General features: G+C 65.7%; 13 protein-coding genes. 7 read left to right on the top strand and 6 right to left on the bottom strand.

The window, feature by feature from the left end:
* Positions 1-45 precede the first annotated feature (45 nt).
* Complete coding sequence (locus ACK4HL_RS11290; RefSeq protein WP_409760259.1) at positions 46-945, bottom strand: hypothetical protein; 900 nt, start codon at positions 943-945, stop codon at positions 46-48.
* 464 nt (positions 946-1,409) lie between these two features.
* Here ACK4HL_RS11290 and ACK4HL_RS11285 point away from each other — a divergent pair, with 464 nt between their 5' ends.
* From ACK4HL_RS11285 to ACK4HL_RS11270, 4 genes are read left to right on the top strand one after another with little or no spacing between them, the layout of a single operon-like run.
* Positions 1,410-1,937: a spore coat U domain-containing protein gene (locus tag ACK4HL_RS11285; RefSeq protein WP_409760256.1), complete on the top strand. Its 528-nt coding sequence runs from the start codon at positions 1,410-1,412 to the stop codon at positions 1,935-1,937.
* Positions 1,938-1,952: 15 nt separating this feature from the next.
* Positions 1,953-2,705 carry a molecular chaperone gene (locus ACK4HL_RS11280; RefSeq protein WP_409760253.1) on the top strand — a complete coding sequence of 251 codons (753 nt, stop codon included), beginning with the start codon at positions 1,953-1,955 and terminating at the stop codon, positions 2,703-2,705.
* Complete coding sequence (locus ACK4HL_RS11275; RefSeq protein ID WP_409760250.1) at positions 2,683-5,106, top strand: fimbria/pilus outer membrane usher protein; 2,424 nt, start codon at positions 2,683-2,685, stop codon at positions 5,104-5,106. The genes ACK4HL_RS11280 and ACK4HL_RS11275 overlap by 23 nt, the downstream gene beginning before the upstream one ends.
* Positions 5,103-6,032, top strand: a complete 930-nt coding sequence (locus ACK4HL_RS11270) for a spore coat U domain-containing protein (RefSeq protein ID WP_409760247.1) — start codon at positions 5,103-5,105, stop codon at positions 6,030-6,032. Before ACK4HL_RS11275 ends, ACK4HL_RS11270 begins: the two co-directional genes overlap by 4 nt.
* Here ACK4HL_RS11270 and ACK4HL_RS11265 read toward each other — a convergent pair.
* From ACK4HL_RS11265 to ACK4HL_RS11245, 5 genes are all read right to left on the bottom strand, one after another.
* Complete coding sequence (locus ACK4HL_RS11265; RefSeq protein ID WP_409760244.1) at positions 6,022-7,038, bottom strand: P1 family peptidase; 1,017 nt, start codon at positions 7,036-7,038, stop codon at positions 6,022-6,024. The genes ACK4HL_RS11270 and ACK4HL_RS11265 overlap by 11 nt on opposite strands.
* 67 nt (positions 7,039-7,105) lie before the next feature.
* Positions 7,106-7,579 carry a VOC family protein gene (locus ACK4HL_RS11260; RefSeq protein WP_409760241.1) on the bottom strand — a complete coding sequence of 158 codons (474 nt, stop codon included), beginning with the start codon at positions 7,577-7,579 and terminating at the stop codon, positions 7,106-7,108.
* A gap of 64 nt (positions 7,580-7,643) precedes the next feature.
* Positions 7,644-9,875, bottom strand: a complete 2,232-nt coding sequence (locus ACK4HL_RS11255) for a SulP family inorganic anion transporter (RefSeq protein WP_409760238.1) — start codon at positions 9,873-9,875, stop codon at positions 7,644-7,646.
* A gap of 73 nt (positions 9,876-9,948) precedes the next feature.
* Positions 9,949-10,218 (bottom strand): DUF1127 domain-containing protein, encoded by a 270-nt coding sequence (locus ACK4HL_RS11250; protein WP_409760235.1) that lies wholly within the window; start codon positions 10,216-10,218, stop codon positions 9,949-9,951.
* A 110-nt stretch (positions 10,219-10,328) separates the two neighbouring features.
* A complete protein-coding gene (locus ACK4HL_RS11245; protein WP_409760358.1) occupies positions 10,329-11,018 on the bottom strand; it encodes a Crp/Fnr family transcriptional regulator in 690 nt (229 codons plus the stop codon).
* Positions 11,019-11,289: 271 nt separating this feature from the next.
* On the opposite strand from ACK4HL_RS11245, the gene ACK4HL_RS11240 reads away from it, so the two are divergent.
* The 3 genes from ACK4HL_RS11240 to ACK4HL_RS11230 are packed head-to-tail and all read left to right on the top strand — an operon-like array spanning position 11,290 to position 16,356.
* On the top strand, positions 11,290-12,705 hold the full coding sequence (locus ACK4HL_RS11240) for a ferritin-like domain-containing protein (protein ID WP_409760232.1): 1,416 nt from the start codon (positions 11,290-11,292) through the stop codon (positions 12,703-12,705).
* Between the two features lies 1 nt (position 12,706).
* Positions 12,707-15,025, top strand: coding sequence for a hypothetical protein (locus tag ACK4HL_RS11235; RefSeq protein ID WP_409760229.1), 2,319 nt, complete (start codon positions 12,707-12,709; stop codon positions 15,023-15,025).
* The gene (locus ACK4HL_RS11230; RefSeq protein WP_409760226.1) at positions 15,025-16,356 is read left to right on the top strand and encodes a radical SAM protein; all 1,332 of its coding nucleotides are present in this window, start codon (positions 15,025-15,027) and stop codon (positions 16,354-16,356) included. Before ACK4HL_RS11235 ends, ACK4HL_RS11230 begins: the two co-directional genes overlap by 1 nt.
* The last annotated feature ends 7 nt before the right edge of the window (positions 16,357-16,363 follow it).

Genomic DNA, 16,363 nt, shown 5'->3' with positions numbered 1-16,363 from the left:
CGTGCGCGGCGGCACAGGAGCCGCCGCGCACCTCTGCGGGCATGATCAGTCCGTCAGGGCGTCCGCAGGCTTCTGCTCGTCCTTGGCGCCGCAGTCGACCTTGACCGGGACCCACTGGGCGGGAAGCTCCTGGCCCTTGACGCTCACCTTGTAGGAGCGCTCGATGGACTTGTTGTAGAGGTAGTCCTTGAACCAGCGCTTGGCGAAGCCGCCTTGCACCTGACCAACCTCAACCGACGCGTTCTGCCGTTCACCGTCGTGCCGATGCAGGGTGAAGTTCACCTTTCCGGGCTTGTTGGTGTGGAATTCGGCTACCAGCCGGAAGGGTTTGCCGCAGCGGGGTGTGGCCGGGCTGGTGTAGAGCTTCAGCTCCGTGACCTTGAGCGCCTCACTGGGCACGCGCTTCGGGATCGCAGCGCAGGACACCGACATCGGCATGGTGACGGCCTTTGTCACCTTCAGCCCGCCGCTGCCTCCCACTTCCGGCGGCTCGTTGCGCGGATGGTAGCCGCGGATGAAGGTGAAGGTGGCGGAGAGATCGTGAGATACCTTCTTTTCGGGCCCGGCATTCCGGGCGCAGAATTTCGCGAAGCCGGCCGTGTAGGCCGCCAGGAAGCTCGCAGGAAAGGTGATCGAATCCGCGTGGGTGAAGCTGCGGTCCTTGTAGGGCATGCGTCCGGAGAGCGGCTTCCCGCCCTTGCCGTTCGGCGCCAGCGTCACGTACTGGTCCCACTCATAGCCTCTGTCGATCGATCCCCTTGCACGGAAACCGGTGGTGATGGGCTTCCGGTCCCACACGAATTTCCCGTCCTTGTAGTCGAAGTGCATGGCAGGCTTGGAAAACTGGTTGGTGAGGATGTCGAAGTCGAGACTGGCGGCGTGCGCCGGCGCGGCGGCGATCATTCCGGCAGCTGCGGCGGCAAGGGCTGTGAGAATCCTGGACATGTGTTTCTCCTGTCGGCGTGTCGGGGGCAGGTTGCCCGCGGGTGTTGGCCGAACAGGAGAAGAGCCGAAATGCGCACAACTTGCTGTGACCGGCGGCACATGACTTCTCTCATGCGAGAGGGAGATGGATCGCAGCGTCCCGGCGCAGCGCGGTAGCAGACCATTAACTTTGACTCGAATGAGTTTCGCGCACTCGCCGCAGGATCTCACACCGGTTCAGCGGTATTCCGACTCGTGATGCGTGCATGAATTCCCCTTTCGCGCTCAAGGGTTTAAATGCGCAATTTAAAGATGACGAGTGGTCGGTGTTACGCCTTACGTGGGAATACTGAAGCGAATGCGGAAGTTCGCTCAACCAGAGACTCCGCCCCTCGTTTTCCTTCGATTAAAATTTGCCGGGTAGCTCTGCAATCGAATGCAGAAGAAAGTTGTCCAGCATTCGACAGATAAACCGGAGGGTAGTCATGAAAGTGTATGCAGGAGCCAGGTTGCCGATCCTGATCGGCGCCGTGCTGTGCCTGGGCGCGAATGCACAGGCGGCCGTTGAGACGGACACGATGTCGGTCTCGGCGACCGTCACCAACCAGTGCAGCCTGGTGGTCGGCAGCGGCGGTCTCGCCTTCGGAACCATCGACGTGAACGATGGCTCCAACGTTGCAGACGATGCCAGCGTCGATCTCACCCTGACCTGTTCGACGGCGGACGCCGCCTCGGCCAGCATCGCGGTGGGCGGCTGCAGCCACCTCACGGGCAGCCAGCGCCGCATGGCCAATTCCGGCGCAACCGCCTTCGTGAACTACGATCTCTACAGCGACAACGGCAGGAGCACGCCGATCGCCGTCGGCGGCACGCTCAATCCCACTCTTGGGGATACGCATTCGGCGGGCGCCGTGGTGACGATCTATGGCAGGGTGCCGTCGGGCCAGGCCCTGTCCGAAGGCGAGTACACGGACACCGTGACGATCACCACCACCTATGAGCCTGCTCCCTGATCCGAGGCGGCTCACGTGGTGATCTTCAGTCACAAGTCTCGACATGGTCGGCTGACGGCGCTCGCCGGCCTGGCGGCCTTCACCGGAGCCGCGCTGGTGCCCCTGGCACCAGCGTCGGCCGGCTCGCTCAGCGCCACGCCGACATCGCTCGCGCTCGCCGCTCCGGCGGCCACCGCAAAGCTGACGGTCAGCGGCAAGGGTGAGGGCCAGACGGCGGGCCAGGTGCGCGTTCTGCGCTGGATCCAGCAGGATGGCGCCGAACGGCTCGTGCCCACGCGCGACGTGGTGGCGAGCCCGCCCGCCCTCCGCCTCGATCCCGGAAAGGAGCTCACCGTTCGGCTCGTCCGCACGACGAAGAAGCCGGTCAGCGGCGAGGAATGCTACCGGGTCATGGTGGATCAGCTTCCCGGCGCCGAACAGGACGGGCTCGCCGTCAAGTTCGCCCTCCGGCACTCGATTCCGCTCTGCTTCGACGGTGCAAAGCAGAAGCAGGGGGCGATCGGTTGGAGCTTGCGCCGCGAGGGCGGCAAGCTCGTGCTCACCGGCACGAATTCGGGGCAGCGCCGGGTCGTGGCCAGCGATCTCAAGATCCTGGGGCCGAAGGGCGCACCGCTGGCGCTCGGTCCCGCAACGGTACTCGGGGGTTCGAGCATGAGCTGGCCCATCGAACGCGCGCCCGCCGGGCTGAAGCCCGGTGCCCGCTTCACGATCTCCGCCACCATCAACGGCAAGACAGTCGAATTCGATGGCAAGGTCGGGGGCAGCTGAGCGCCGGCCGCACACCCCGTTTTTCATCGCAGCCGTTCTCGCCGGTCTCTTGCCGGCGGGAGCGATCGCGCATGCCCAGACGGTCGTCGAGAAGACCGAAACAGCCTCGCTGGAGGAGGCCGCAACGCCGCTCTATCTCGGCGTCGTCATCAACGGCAACGACACACGGCTCGTCGCCAGTTTCTCGCTGCATCCGGATGGGCGAATGTCCTCTCCCGCCTCGGAACTTGCCGAACTCGGCATCAGGACGCCGTCCGGGTCCGGTGCGGAGGTGTTTCTCGACACGCTTGCCGGCCTTTCCTATTCCTATGACGAGCAAGCGCAGGTTCTCGCCATCACGGCGGAAGACGACGCCCTCCTCGCGAAACAGATTTCCGGGAGCGGCAAGACCGACCTGCTGGCGCCGCAGCCGGGCTTCGGCTCGGTGCTCAACTATGGGATCTATGCCAGCACGCCCGACGAGCTGCTCGACGGCAATGCCGAGCTCTCCGGCGCCTCACTGTCGCTCGATCACCGGCTCTACACACCCTATGGCGTCCTCACCAACACCGGAGCCATCCGTACGGTGGGCCTGAGCTATGAGGGTGCTACGGCCATCCGCGCGGAAAGCTCCTTCAACTATGCGGACCAGGAGACGATGACCTCCTACACGGTGGGCGACGTCGTCTCCTCTTCGCTTCCATGGACTCGCCCGATCCGGCTCGGCGGCGGTCAGGTGAAGCGCGATTTCGGCATGCGCAGCGACATCATCACGACGCCGCTCCTCACCGCGTCCGGATCGGCCGCGCTCCCCTCCACCGTCGACGTCTTCATCGGCAATGTGCGCACCTATACGGGAAGTGTGGACCCGGGCCCCTTCGTGCTGACGGACGTGCCGGTCATCGACAGGCAGGGCAATGCCCGCATCGTGCTGCGCGACGTGAGCGGACGCCAGACGGAAGTATCGGTGCCGTTCTATGCCGCGCAATACCTTCTGAAGGAGGGCATGCTCGACTATTCCGTCGAGGCGGGCTTCGCGCGGCAGGACTTCGGGCAGGACAGCTTCTCCTATGGAAGCGACCCCGTCGTGTCGGGGAGCATCCGCTACGGCCTCACCGACCGGCTGACGCTCGAAGCCCACGCCGAGGCCAAGCCCGACCTGATCATGGGCGGAGCAGGGCTCTCCACGGTTCTCTTCAATCGTGCAGAGGTGAGCATCGCCGCGGGCGGGAGCGCCTATGACGGCGAGACGGGCTTTTTCGTCCATGGCAGGCTCAGCACGGAGTTCCATGGCTTCGATCTCGACGTCAGCAGCTTTCGATCCTTTGGTGATTTCGCCGATCTCGCCTATGTGACGGGCGTCGATGAATTCGGTCGCGGCACGCTTGCCGACGACTTCAGCTATCTGGAGCCGCCCAAGGCCATGGATGTCGTGAGCCTCGGCATTCCTCTGTTCTTCGACGACTCCTCGGTCAATCTCAGCCTCGTCCACGCACAGCGCAGGGATGACGAGGACCTGATCCTTTCCGCCTCCTATTCGCGCAGCATTGGCTGGCGCGATGCGAGCATCCGCATCAACGGCTTCATGGATTTTGCGGAAGACGGCGGGCTCGGGCTGGTCGCCGGCTTCTCCATGCCGCTCGGCGGCGAGCGGCACTTCAATGCCGGACTGGCGCGCGACCCCGACGGGGCTCTGACGCCGGCCGCCAGCGTGCAGAAGCCCCTCGGCAGCGACGTTGGCAGCTACGGCTACCACGTGGACGGAACGGGCACCGACTTCTACGGGCAGGGCGGGGCGGGGGCTTCCTACCGCAGTTCATTCGGCGTCGCAGAGGCCCGGGTCAGCGCCAACAAGGGCCGCGCCTCCGCCTCGGCGAGCTTCGATGGGGCACTCGTCGTGGCGGGCGGCGGCGTCTTCGCGAGCAACACCGTCACCGACAGCTTCGCCATCGTCGATGCCGGGGTGCCCGACGTGCCGGTGCTGCTGCAGAACCAGCAGGTGACCAGGACCGGCAGGAACGGCAAGGCACTCGTTCCCGGCCTCAGGTCCTACTCAAGGAACAAGGTGTCGATCGACGTCACGGAACTCCCCGTCGATGCCATCGTCGCCGCCACCGACGAAACCGTGATTCCGGCGCGCGCAAGCGGCGTCCTCGTCGATTTCCGCGGCGGCACGCAGGCGGCGGCGCTGCTGGTGCTGCGCGATGGGTCCGGACAACATGTTCAACCGGGTTCCCTCGCCCGTCTCAATGGCAGCGATGCCGAAAGTCACGTCGGCTATGACGGCCAACTCTGGCTCGAGGGCCTCGCCGCGGAGAACACCATTACCGTTCAGAATGGCGGCACCACCTGCACGGCATCCTTCTCCTATGCCCCGGACCCCGGCAACCAGGTCATCATCGATCCCGTGGAATGCAAATGACGATTCTTCGCCTCGTTCTTTGGCCCTTGCTCGCACTCGCCGCCGCGATTGCTGCGGCCGCGCCGGCCGCGGCGGCCCTCACCTGTACCGCCTCGGTCACGGGCGTCGCCTTCGGGCAGATCACGGTTCGCGATGGGCCGAGAGACAGGACGACGGGAACCGTGAATTTCTCCTGCTCCGGCGGAACGCCGCGCGCTGCCGTCTCGGCATGTCTGGCTCTCGGCGCCGGCTCGGGCGGAGCCGCTGCAGGAAATGTGCCGCGCTACATGAGGAGGGGAGACGGCGCGTCCCTGAACTATGATCTCCGAAGCGGCGGTCAGAACGGACCGACGTGGAACACGGTGACGACCAACGCCACTCTCAACGCCAATGGTGCCGCAAATTTCTCGACGACGATCTTCGCCGAGGCGACATCGACCGGAACGGCCGTCAAGGGCGGCAGCTATGCGAGCTCGTTCAGCGGTGCCGATGCGGTTTTTTCCTTTGGCCAGGGCAATTGCGGCACCGCCGGCGCAAGCCCTTCCTTCAATGTCACGGCGACGATCGCGCCGTCCTGCACTCTCGACGTTTCGCCGTTGAGCTTCGGCAGCATCACCGCGCTTGCCGGCAACACCGATGCCGAGGCGACGGTGACGGCGAACTGCACCAGCGGCGTCTCCTACAGCATCTCGCTCGGGCTCGGCGCGGGCGGCGGGGTGACGAACCCGGCCGCGCGCAAGATGACGAAAGGCAGCGAGAGCATCACTTACGGCCTCTACCAGAACGCCGCCCGCACTACGGTCTGGGGCGACCAGACCGCAACTGATTTCGACGGCGCCGGCACGGGTGCTTCACAACAAATCACCGTTTATGGGCGCATTCCACCTCAGATGACGCCGTCTGCCGGCACCTATTCTGACACCGTGATCGTCACCATCACGTACTGACTGGGAACTGATGTGACGGTCCGCCGAACCTGTCTCTCCAACTGGGCAGGGCGTTCGGAACGTCGAGCGAGCGCGCTTCGTAGACCGCCCTGGCAATGGCCCGCGCCAGCGTATCGGAGGCGAGCATGGCGATTTCCGTCAGCATGGCAAGGCTCATCGCGAGAGCATTGCGCCCTGTCGCCGCCGCGAACACCGTATCGCCGTCGAGCGGCGTGTGACCGGGGCGAAGAGCGCGTGCCAATCCGTCATGTGCCGAGAGGGCGACCCGCTGCGCTTCCGCCTTGGAGAGGCGCGCATCGGTCGCCACGAGCGCGATCGTCGTGTTCTCGCGCACGGTCCCCTTCAGCGGGACGTCCAGCGCGGACGACGGAAAAGCTGCGGGAAGGCCGAGACCGCCGAATTCCGCGGACTTCTCCCAGGGCGCTGCCCAGAAGTGTGGGCCATCGCCGATCGTTGCGCTGCCGACGGCATTGACGGCCACGATTGCGCTCACGGTTATGCCCTGGCTGGTCACGGCGCTGGCCGATCCGAGGCCGCCCTTGAGGGTCGCCGTCGTCGCGCCATAGCCCGCGCCCGAAGTTCCGAGCAGAAACGTGCGGCCGGCATTGAGAACGGCCTGATGGCCGAGCCGGAAATAGGGCGATTCCGCGCCCCACGCCTTGTCGCCGCCGTTGAGGAGATCGAAGAGTGCCGCCTGCGGTACGATCGGGACCCGTGCCGCGCCAACGGAAAATCCGCGACCAGCCTCTGCCAGTGCAGCCATTGCACCTCCTGCCGCATCGAGCCCGAATGCCGATCCGCCGGAGAGCAGCACGGCATCGATCTTCTCGACGGTCATCTCGGGGGAGAGCAGGGCGGTGTCGCGCACCGCCGGCGCGCCGCCGAGGACCGCGACCGACGCTGTCGCCGGCTCTTCGAACACGATCGCTGTCACGCCGGTCGCGATCAACGGATTCTCGGCGTTGCCGACACTCAGGCCCGCGACATCGGTCAGCAGATTTTTCATCCGTGCAGAATGCGGAAAAGCGCAACACCGATCAACTGAAAAGCCGGCGCTCGCGACATCCCGGCGGTCAGCCGCGCCGGGCGGCCTCGATCGCGGCGACGTCGATCTTCTTCATGCCGAGCATCGCCTCGAAAGCCCGCCTTGCCTCTTCCCCGCCCGCCGCCAGGGCTTGCGTCAGCACCCGCGGCGTGATCTGCCAGGAAATGCCCCACTTGTCCTTGCACCAACCGCAGGCGCTCTCCTGTCCGCCATTGCCGACGATGGCGTTCCAGTAGCGATCGGTCTCTTCCTGGTCGTCGGTCGCGATCTGGAACGAGAACGCCTCGTTGTGCTTGAACGCCGGGCCGCCGTTGAGACCGAGGCACGGAATGCCGGCGACAGTGAATTCGACCGTGAGCACATCGCCTTTCTTGCCGGAAGGATAGTCGGCGGGCGCGCGGTGAACCGCTTGAACGGCGCTGTCGGGAAAGACCCCGGCGTAGAAACGGGCGGCGGCCTCGGCTTCCTTGTCATACCAGATGCAGATCGTGTTCTTCGGCATGGTCACTCCCTTTTCCGCATGAACGCCGTTCCCTTCCTGCTGGTTCGCTCCGCGCGTCCGCACCTCAGTCGCGCATGTGGTCGGTGAGCCTGTTGGCGGCCATCACCTTCTCGGCAAGCGCCCGGCTGAGGATGCGCTGGATCGCCACGGCGAGGGCCGGCTGCTCCGACTCGAGCTTGCGGATCTCGTCCGCCGAGATCGACAGTACCCGGCATTCCTCCTCTGCGAGGACATCCGCCGTTCGCGGCAATTCCATGGCGAAGGCCACGTCTCCCAGGAGGGCGCCCGCTTCCATGGTGCGCAGCCGCCGACTGCCGCCGTCGGCACGGGGCAGGAGCACCTGGGCGCGACCCCGTTCGAGGAAGAAGATGCGGTCGGCCTTTTCGCCGCGGCGGATAATCGCTCCGCCCGGCTGTACCACTTCGGCATGCATGAGTGCGAGCAGGCGCTCGAAGTTGGCCTCGCCCGCCGCATCCGCATGGCGCAGCATGAGAGCCGAGCGCGTCTCGGGGGGGCTCTCGCGTTCCGACAGCAGCCGGCGCTCCACGTTCTCCAGCGCCTGGTCGAGCGTATCGAACACCGTGGCATGGCCCCACTTCGGCATGGCGAGGCCAGCCCGCTCCAGGCCCTCGAGCACCTCCAGCCTGAGGCCGCAGACATAGAGCGGGAGTCTTGCCTGATCTGCTGCCTCGGCAACCCGCGCGATCGCGCCGCCCGAGGCGGAATCGAGGCTGGTGACATGGGTGAAATCGAGCACCAGGGCCTGTGTGCCTCCGCCGCGCCCGTCGATCGCCTCGCGCAACGGCGCCATCAGCTTCTCCGCCGTGCCGAAGAACAGGAAGCCCTGCAGCTGGATGATCTTTACCCGGTGGCCATTGGCGGCGATGTAGGCGGTTTCGGCCGGTCCGCGCTCGATGCTGCTCGGAAGTGTGGCGAGCGTGGCGGCGTTGCGGATCACCGGAACGCTGGCATAGCTCCAGGCAAAGAGCACCGTCGCCACCAGCAGCCCCACGGCAATCGCCTCGAGAAAACCCGACAGGGCGACGATCAGCACGATGAGCACGACCACGCTCCACTCCCGTGCGCTGAACCGGCGGCGGGTGTCGACGAGCCAGTCCTTCAGCAAGTCGAAGCCGAAATAGAAGATGAGCCCGGCGTTCACGAAGACCGGCACATGCGCAACGATCTGGCGGGAGAAGAGGAATCCCAAGAGCACGACCGCGGCGGTGACGAGTCCGACTCCGCGGCGCGTGACGCCGAGCTTCTGCGCCAGCACCGAGATGGCGATGCCGGAATATCCGGGAGGCCCGCCCACGCCGGCCGCCAGCAGGTTGCCGTATCCGGTGATCTTCATCTCGCGGTTCATTTCCCCGTCACGGCCAGAGGCGAGTTCGAGGGCGCTGGTGTTCATCAGTGCCGCAAAGAGGCAGAGCAGGGCCGCGGTGAGGATGCCGGGAAGCGCCTGGCCGACCACGCCCCAGTCCGCTTGCCAAAGCATGGACGGGAAGGGGAGTGCCAGTACTGCATCCATGTCCACGCGGGGCAGGTAGCCTTCCGCAGTGGCCTCCTCGATGCTTGCTCCGGTGGCCAGAAGCCAGGCATAGAAGACGGCGATGCCGCCGAGCAGGAGCGCGAGCAGCGTGAGCGGATGGCCGTACTGCGCCATGGCCCAATAGAGAACGGCGCCGAAGAGCAGGCCGGGGAGGACGAGCTTCAGGCGCTCCGGGTCGGCGAGTGACGCCCACAGGGAGGATTCCGGTTCGACGCCCGCTGTAATGGCGAGACCGCCGAGGACGAGGAGCCAGCCCGTCCCTGCCATGAAGCCTGCCAGCACTTCGAGCGGAAAGAACTTCACGATCTGGCCCGCCCGCAGCCAGCCCGTCAGGCACATCAGAAGCCCGGCCGCGAGAGAGGAGGCCGCGATGACGACGAAGGCGGTGGCGACTCGCACCTCCGGTGGCGCGGCGATCACCGCCGCTGTTCCGCCGAGCGTCACCGCGAGAACGGCAACGCCCATGTCCTGGACATGGGCGATGGTGATCGGAATGCTGCTGCGCCAGCCGACGAGGGCGGCGAGGATGATGGTGCACAGCAGTGCCGCACCCGCACCCATTGAAAGCCCCGTGGCGAGGCCGCCCGTGAACAGGAGCGATGCCATGGCGACGGCGAAGCCGATCCCGTCCAGCCCCGCAATCAGGCCGGCGACGAGGATCGGGAGAAGGCCCTTGCCGCCGGCCTCGATGGCGGATGGTCCGCCATGTCGTGCACTCTCGGAACCTGAGGACTCCGTTCCCATGCTGCTCCCCCTCGTGGAGGAAGGCTAGGGAATTCCGGCGAGGCTGTCCATCATCCCCCGGGAGGACCGGCCCTCAGCGCGGGCCCGATCCCCTGTAGATCCTCGTCGCCACGACGGCCGGGGTGAACTCGACGAGCGAAGATGCCGCGCTGCTCACGGGGGTGAGCTTCACGCCGATGTCGCTCAGGACATGCGGGTCCATGCTCATCAGCTCGGCGAGTTGTGCCTTGCGGCGGCGGTTCTCGCGCCATGCTTCTGCGGCGTGGGACAGGACGCGCCAGGCACGCGATGCAAGACCGTGGCGGGCCCGCTGCGGGATGATCTCATATGATTGAGTGGTCATCGGCGTTCTCCTCTGCGGTGCGTTTCGCGGGGAAGCGGCGAAACATGTCCTCAGGCTAGAGACGCACGGCCGCGGGTGCTGTGGGGATTCTCACAGAGCGCAAGATATCTTCACTGCTCCCAGCCTTCTTCCAGCAGGGCGCTCAACTTGGCGAGGCTGGGGATCGAGAGACTGCGGCCCCGCTTCGCGGTGAAGCCATTGGCCTCGAGCCACGCCATTTCGCGTGAAACGGCCTCGCGGTGGGTGCTGATGCGGCTCGCCAGTTCCGCGTGGGTGGGGAGGGGATCGATGAGGGCCGAATCCGGGCCGGAAGCGCCGCGCTCCGCGAGCCGCAGGAGTTCCGCCCTCAGCCGCTGCCTCACCGCCATGGTGCTGAATTCGAACACCCGCGTGGTCAGCCGGCGCACATGGGCGGCGAGCTGGCGACAGACCGCCATGGCGAAGCGCGGGTTCTTCTCCATGAGGCCGAGGAAGCGGCTGCGCGGCATCCTGGCAACGCGGCAGCGGCCGTGGGCCTCGACGCTCGCGGAGCGCGGGAGACCGTCGAGCGCTGAGATCTCGCCGAACATCACGCCAGCCGTCAGTTCCTGATAGCCCACGCGCTGCCCGTCGGCCGAGTAGAGGTTCACCTGCAGCGTTCCTGACAGCAAGAAATGCACGTCGAAGTCCGGATCATTGTAGGCGATCACGAGTTCGCCGTTGCCCAGTTCCCTCGCGCTGCACGAGGCAGCGATGTCTTGCCGGGTCGCATCGTCGAGATCCCGGAACAGTTCGAAAGCCCGCAGGTCGCTCCCGGTCATCTTGCTCACTTGGCCACGCCTTTCGTTTGTGCAGTGCACCACTCCGCGAGGAGAGGGATCGACTTTACGCTGCGTCCATGCTAGTCATGCAAGTAGAAATATATGAATAATTAACGGGAGGTTAGATGAAAGCGGCCGCTGCGGAGGAGGTCACTGATTTCGCGCCGCCGGGCCGGGCTGGGCAACGTCCGTGAGCGGCTCCCGTTTCCACAGCATCGTCGACGCGCACGAAGCCGCGAAAGGTCAGCTCCGTTTTCAAAAGCCTCCGGGCATGACCTGGCGGGATTACCTCATCGCCCTGCTGCACGTGGCCGCGGAAGTGGAGCACGGGTTGATGGTGCAGTATCTCTACGCCGCCTATTCACTGGGCGGGCCCGGGCTCACCGAAGAGCAGGCGGCCGAGGTAGCGGGCTGGCAGAAAAACATTCTCGACGTGGCCAAGGAGGAGATGGGTCACCTGCTGACGGTGCAGAACCTTCTCGCGCTGCTGGGGGCGCCTCCCAACCTCACGCGCACGGAGACGCCCTTCGAGGAGGCGCTGAGCCCCATCCCGTTCTCGCTCGAACCGCTCACCCGGGAGGTGGCGGCGAGTTTCACATTCGCCGAGATGTCGCCCGATCTCGAGCTTCACCTCGCGACCAGCAAGAGGCTCCGCAGGGGGCTCGAGGATTTCCTCGATCATCATCAGTTGAAGCCGCTCACGAAGGAGACACGGCGCCTTTCCCGATCGCTCGGCTCTCCCGACACCAAGCCGCAACCGGTGGCACTGCTCTATGAGGAAGTGATCAGGGTCATCGGCGACGAGGCGCTCATCCCCGACAGCGACTTCGACGAAACGAGCTACGAGGCCCAGGCCTCGTGGGATGACTGGGGCCGAGGCTATGCACCGGACCCGAAGCGCCTGTCGGCCACGGGCGACCTTGTTTCCGAGAGGGCCAAGCGGCACCGCGCCAATGTCATCGTCATGCGCGCCGCCACGCGCACCGACGCGCTGCAGGCGCTGCGCGCCATCAGCGGGCAGGGCGAGGCGATCCATCTGCAGCATCCCCATAAGCTGAAGCAGAAGCTGAAAGAAGAAGAGGAGGATGGCGCCGGCGCCGAGGCTTCCCATTTCGAGCGTTTCCTTGCCATCTGGCAGCACTACCCGCAGAATTGGCGACCATACCGCAACGTGATGCGCAATCCGGCGACGCGGCCATCGGCTGCAAGGCACCGCAGCATGATCACCGATCCGCAGGCGCTGGACTGGGCGGTGCTGTTCAACCTCCGCTACCGCATGCTGCTGAGTTTCCTGGCGCACAGCTTCCGTCTTTCGCGCGTCACTCCGTCCGGCGTACCGGGCTTGAGGGGCATGATCATGCACCGCGCCTTTGGCGAGATGTACAATCTCAAGGCCGTCGCGGGAATCCTGGTTCGGTTGAAAGTGTCGAAGCACGGGGAGCCCGATCTCTACGCGGGGCCGCCCTTCGAAACGCCCTATTCGCTCAACATGCCGCCGGCAAACTCCGACTGTTTCAGGCTGCATCGTGATCTCTATCTCGGCGCGCTCGACGTGAATGAGAAGCTGCAGGCCAATACCGGCGGGCCCGCTTTCTCCTATCTCAAGAGCCTCCATGAACTCGATCGCGCGGCCTTGCGCTGGATCGAAACGATGCTCCGCGCACCGGCAGAAAGAGAGAGGGCATGACGTGAAGGGTTCCGGCACCACCATCAAGGCCTTGCGCATCCTGCCGCCGCTCGCCATCGGGCGCCTTGGCTCGGCGGACGAGCCGCTCGACAACTACACCATCGAGGTCGATGAGCAGGAGACGCTCGGCTACCGCCGGATCGTTCCTGCAGAGACGCTCATCGTCGATCCCTTCACCGGGGAGATAAGCGGCAGCAGGACGGCGGGCAACGTCGCCTTCGCGGAGGATGGGAAGATCAGGCCGGCAGCGCCCTTTCTCGAGGTCTTTGCCGTCACCGACACGGACGACCTCGTTCCGCTGACCGCGGACCTCCTCAACCGGAACGGGCTTGATCCATCTGCAGTCCGTTGGCGGGTGCGGGTGGCCAACCGCAAGATCTTCCGCCGCACCCGGGACAAGAAGGACATCATCGAAGCCGACACGCACTGGTTCTCGCATCACCGGGAGGAACCGCTGCTTGGCCGCTGCCGGAATTTCGTGTCGAAGGACAGCGCGGTGGCCTTCGGCAACGTACGCTACATCAGCCCCAATCTCCTGCATCCGCAGGTCAGGATGCGCTTCACGCCGGCCAAGGGCCTGATCTACGGCGCCGACAGGTTCGAGCCCGGCGATACCGAGAGCGGCGAGCAGATCATTCCGCCCGAGCGCATGATATACGATCACAAGCGCGGGACTTGGTATCACTTCGCCAACACGAAGGAGACCGCCGAAACGGTGCCGCCCTCGCTCTTCGCCATCACCCCGCCGGCGCCCTCATGGCTCTACAACAACCGCGCCATAAGCCGCGGCTATTTCGACGACGCCTGCGACGGCATCGTGGAAGTGTCGCTTTCGGTGGGCGGGGAGAAGCTCGTGGCCTCGGCCCGCATCTGCGCAGGGCCGCCGATGGTGGTGCCCGACTCGCTCTTCGTACGCAGCCTCGCGGACGACCTCGAGCAGGTGATCGCTGGCCCGGGGGTCGACCCGGGCGAGCCTCTCGAAGTCACCCGTGCCCGCGCTGAAGACATCGTGCGGCGCGCCTTCGAGACGGTGCGCTTCATGAACGTACAGGTGATGAACGGCAACGACGTCAACGGCCGTTCCGCGCTCATCCTCGATTCGATGCCGGAGGAGGAGGCCGCCGACACCGAGCGCGCCATCAGGCCGGTGATGGCGCCGGACGGGGTCGACACGTTCGCCATCATGACGCTGCACCAGCAGGTCTATGCAGCGCTCCGCGGCGGTGCCGCGCCGTGGTTCGTGAAGCTCCTGCGAAAGCCCCACGAGGTGTCGGACTTCACGGATCACGGGCGGCGCAAGATGCCGGCCCTGATGTGCGGCGCCGACAACAGCTATCTGGCGCTCACCTACCGGCAGATCGAAACGATCCGGCGTGTCGCCGACAGGCGCTTCGAGCCCGGCCACGAACTACAGGGCGCCTCGTCCGCTGCGAAGCCGCGCCTCACGCCCCGCAATCTCACCGCGCAGCTCTTCCACGTCGCGGCCGGGAACCCGGTGAGCTCGCGGCCTCAAACGTCTGTCGCGAATTGCTGTCCTGGTCTCGAGCTCGATTTTCGCGCCGTCTGGCGGCGGATGTTCGAAGGCATCACGCTCCGGGAATACGACAACCTCGTGATGGAGGACGAGACCGGCCAGGACCTGAGATATGGCCGCCTCATGACCATCGATCCTGACGGCGATCCGGAGGACGACGAAAAGACCCTCCGAAAGCGCCTCCGCAGCACGGACGTCGTCCGCACCACCAACCTCATGCTTGGTCCCGCGAGTTCTGATACAGAGGGGGCCATCGTTCTCACCACCTCGGACAACCCCTTCGGTGCTGCACCTCTCGAATGGTCGAACGCCATGTCACGGGTGCTCGCCACCTGCCAAGGCAAGACCGTCACCTGCTGGTTCGCCACGGGCGACCACCGCGATTCGATCCCAGATCCCGAGGCCCACCGTGAATGGCGGCCCTACCCGTTCAAGGTGCGGCGGTTCTTCGATCCCGGAACCGCCTTCATCTCGGAAGCTCTCGCAGCACCGGGAGAGTTGACGCAGGGCTTGTGCTCGCCCTGGCAGAACGATTATCGCGAATGCTCCTGCTACTACTGGGCTTCCGCCCGGCCGGATTTCGTCAATGTCGAGCCGGGTCCCGACGGATTGAGCCACGGCGACAATTGGTTCCAGAAGAACCGCACCGGCCGCTATGTGCCGGATGACTACGCCGACACGCGCCTCGTCTTCTACGACGACCTCTTTATCCATTGGGAGAGATGGCTGCGCTTCCAGGTGGGTGGGCGCGACGTGCAGCCGGAACCGCAGAAAGAGAAGGATTGATGAGCGCGGCCTCCGCCAGGCATTACATGACCGCCGCGGCGCCGCGGACGCCGGAGCTTCACCTCATCGCTGCGGATGGTGCCCGCCACGTCTTCGTGGCCAATGGCAGCCGGCTCTTCGAGATCGACGAAGATCTCTTCGCCGGGCTGGACCAGGCGATCGCTGGGGAGGGGCGGGTAGTCCTGCCGGAACTCCTTTCAAAAGCCGGCCTCGCTGGTCCTGCCGCAATCGACGACACGCCGCTCTCGTCTCCCACCGTGCACGCGCTGTCCCTTGCCGTGGCGCAGAAGTGCAATCTCGGCTGCAGCTATTGCTATGCTCAGCAGGGCGAGTTCGGCGGCCGGCCAAAGGACATGCCGCTCGCGACTGCGCTCGCCGCCGTGGGCATGCTCACCGATGGTGCGCCGGAGGGCGCCAGGCTGAACCTCGCCTTCATGGGCGGCGAGCCCCTCACCAACCGCGCCGTACTGCGGGCAGCAACTCTCCATGCCGAGCAGCGTGGGAAATCACGCAACCAGACGGTCACCTTCTCCATCACCACCAACGGCACTCTGGTGGAGGAGGAAGACGCCGTGTTCTTCGAGGAGCATGGTTTTGCCGTCAGCGTCAGCCTCGATGGCACGCGTCAGTCGCATGATGCGCTGAGACCCTACCGCAACGGCCGCGGCAGCTTCGATGCGATCCTGCGCCGGATCGCACCGCTGCTCGCCGCCCAGGAGCGCATGCAGGTCTCGGCGCGCGTCACGGTGACGCCGCGAAACCTGGATCTGCGTGAGACACTGGACAGCCTCCTCGCCCTCGGCTTTCACAGCGTGGGGTTCTCGCCCATGCTCGCTTCGCCCACCGGAAGGGACGAAATGGCCGCGGCCGATCTCGAACTCATGCTCGGGGAGATGATCGACTGCGGTCGCGAGTTCGAGCGCCGCGTGGCAATGGGCGAGCGCTATGCTTTCGCCAACATGGTGAGTGCGATGCGCGAGATCGGCCGCGGCACCCATCGTCCTTATCCTTGCGGGGCGGGGGCAGGCTATCTCGGCGTTTCGGCGGAGGGCGATCTCTCGGCCTGCCACCGCTTCGTCGGAGACGAGGCGGGTGCCATGGGTTCGCTCTCGGGCGGCATTGATGCGGAGCGCCGCGCGCAATGGCTCGCCGAGCGGCATGTTCACCTTCAGGACCCGTGCAGGAGCTGCTGGGCGCGCTATCTCTGCGGCGGCGGCTGCCATCACGAGGTGATCCGCCGGGGAAGGCCTGCCTGCGACTATATCCGGGGCTGGCTGCAATACTGCATCGAGGCTTATCTGCGCCTGCCCGCCGGGGCAGGGCTGTCCTGAGGTTGGA

It is taken from the genome of Aestuariivirga sp. (genome assembly GCF_046294715.1).
Classification (GTDB): domain Bacteria; phylum Pseudomonadota; class Alphaproteobacteria; order Rhizobiales; family Aestuariivirgaceae; genus Aestuariivirga.
Note: the sequence above shows the minus strand (reverse complement) of the source record. Positions and strands in the feature narration are given on the sequence as shown.

Bases quoted from the DNA above. Each gene is read 5' to 3' on its own strand.
- ACK4HL_RS11260 (WP_409760241.1), bottom strand. From the start codon at position 7,579: ATGCCGAAGAACACGATCTGCATCTGGTATGACAAGGAAGCCGAGGCC.
- ACK4HL_RS11285 (WP_409760256.1), top strand. From the start codon at position 1,410: ATGAAAGTGTATGCAGGAGCCAGGTTGCCGATCCTGATCGGCGCCGTG.
- ACK4HL_RS11270 (WP_409760247.1), top strand. From the start codon at position 5,103: ATGACGATTCTTCGCCTCGTTCTTTGGCCCTTGCTCGCACTCGCCGCC.
- ACK4HL_RS11250 (WP_409760235.1), bottom strand. From the start codon at position 10,218: ATGACCACTCAATCATATGAGATCATCCCGCAGCGGGCCCGCCACGGT.
- ACK4HL_RS11240 (WP_409760232.1), top strand. From the start codon at position 11,290: ATGACCTGGCGGGATTACCTCATCGCCCTGCTGCACGTGGCCGCGGAA.
- ACK4HL_RS11275 (WP_409760250.1), top strand. From the start codon at position 2,683: ATGGCAAGGTCGGGGGCAGCTGAGCGCCGGCCGCACACCCCGTTTTTC.
- ACK4HL_RS11230 (WP_409760226.1), top strand. From the start codon at position 15,025: ATGAGCGCGGCCTCCGCCAGGCATTACATGACCGCCGCGGCGCCGCGG.
- ACK4HL_RS11245 (WP_409760358.1), bottom strand. From the start codon at position 11,018: ATGACCGGGAGCGACCTGCGGGCTTTCGAACTGTTCCGGGATCTCGAC.
- ACK4HL_RS11265 (WP_409760244.1), bottom strand. From the start codon at position 7,038: ATGAAAAATCTGCTGACCGATGTCGCGGGCCTGAGTGTCGGCAACGCC.
- ACK4HL_RS11290 (WP_409760259.1), bottom strand. From the start codon at position 945: ATGTCCAGGATTCTCACAGCCCTTGCCGCCGCAGCTGCCGGAATGATC.
- ACK4HL_RS11255 (WP_409760238.1), bottom strand. From the start codon at position 9,875: ATGGGAACGGAGTCCTCAGGTTCCGAGAGTGCACGACATGGCGGACCA.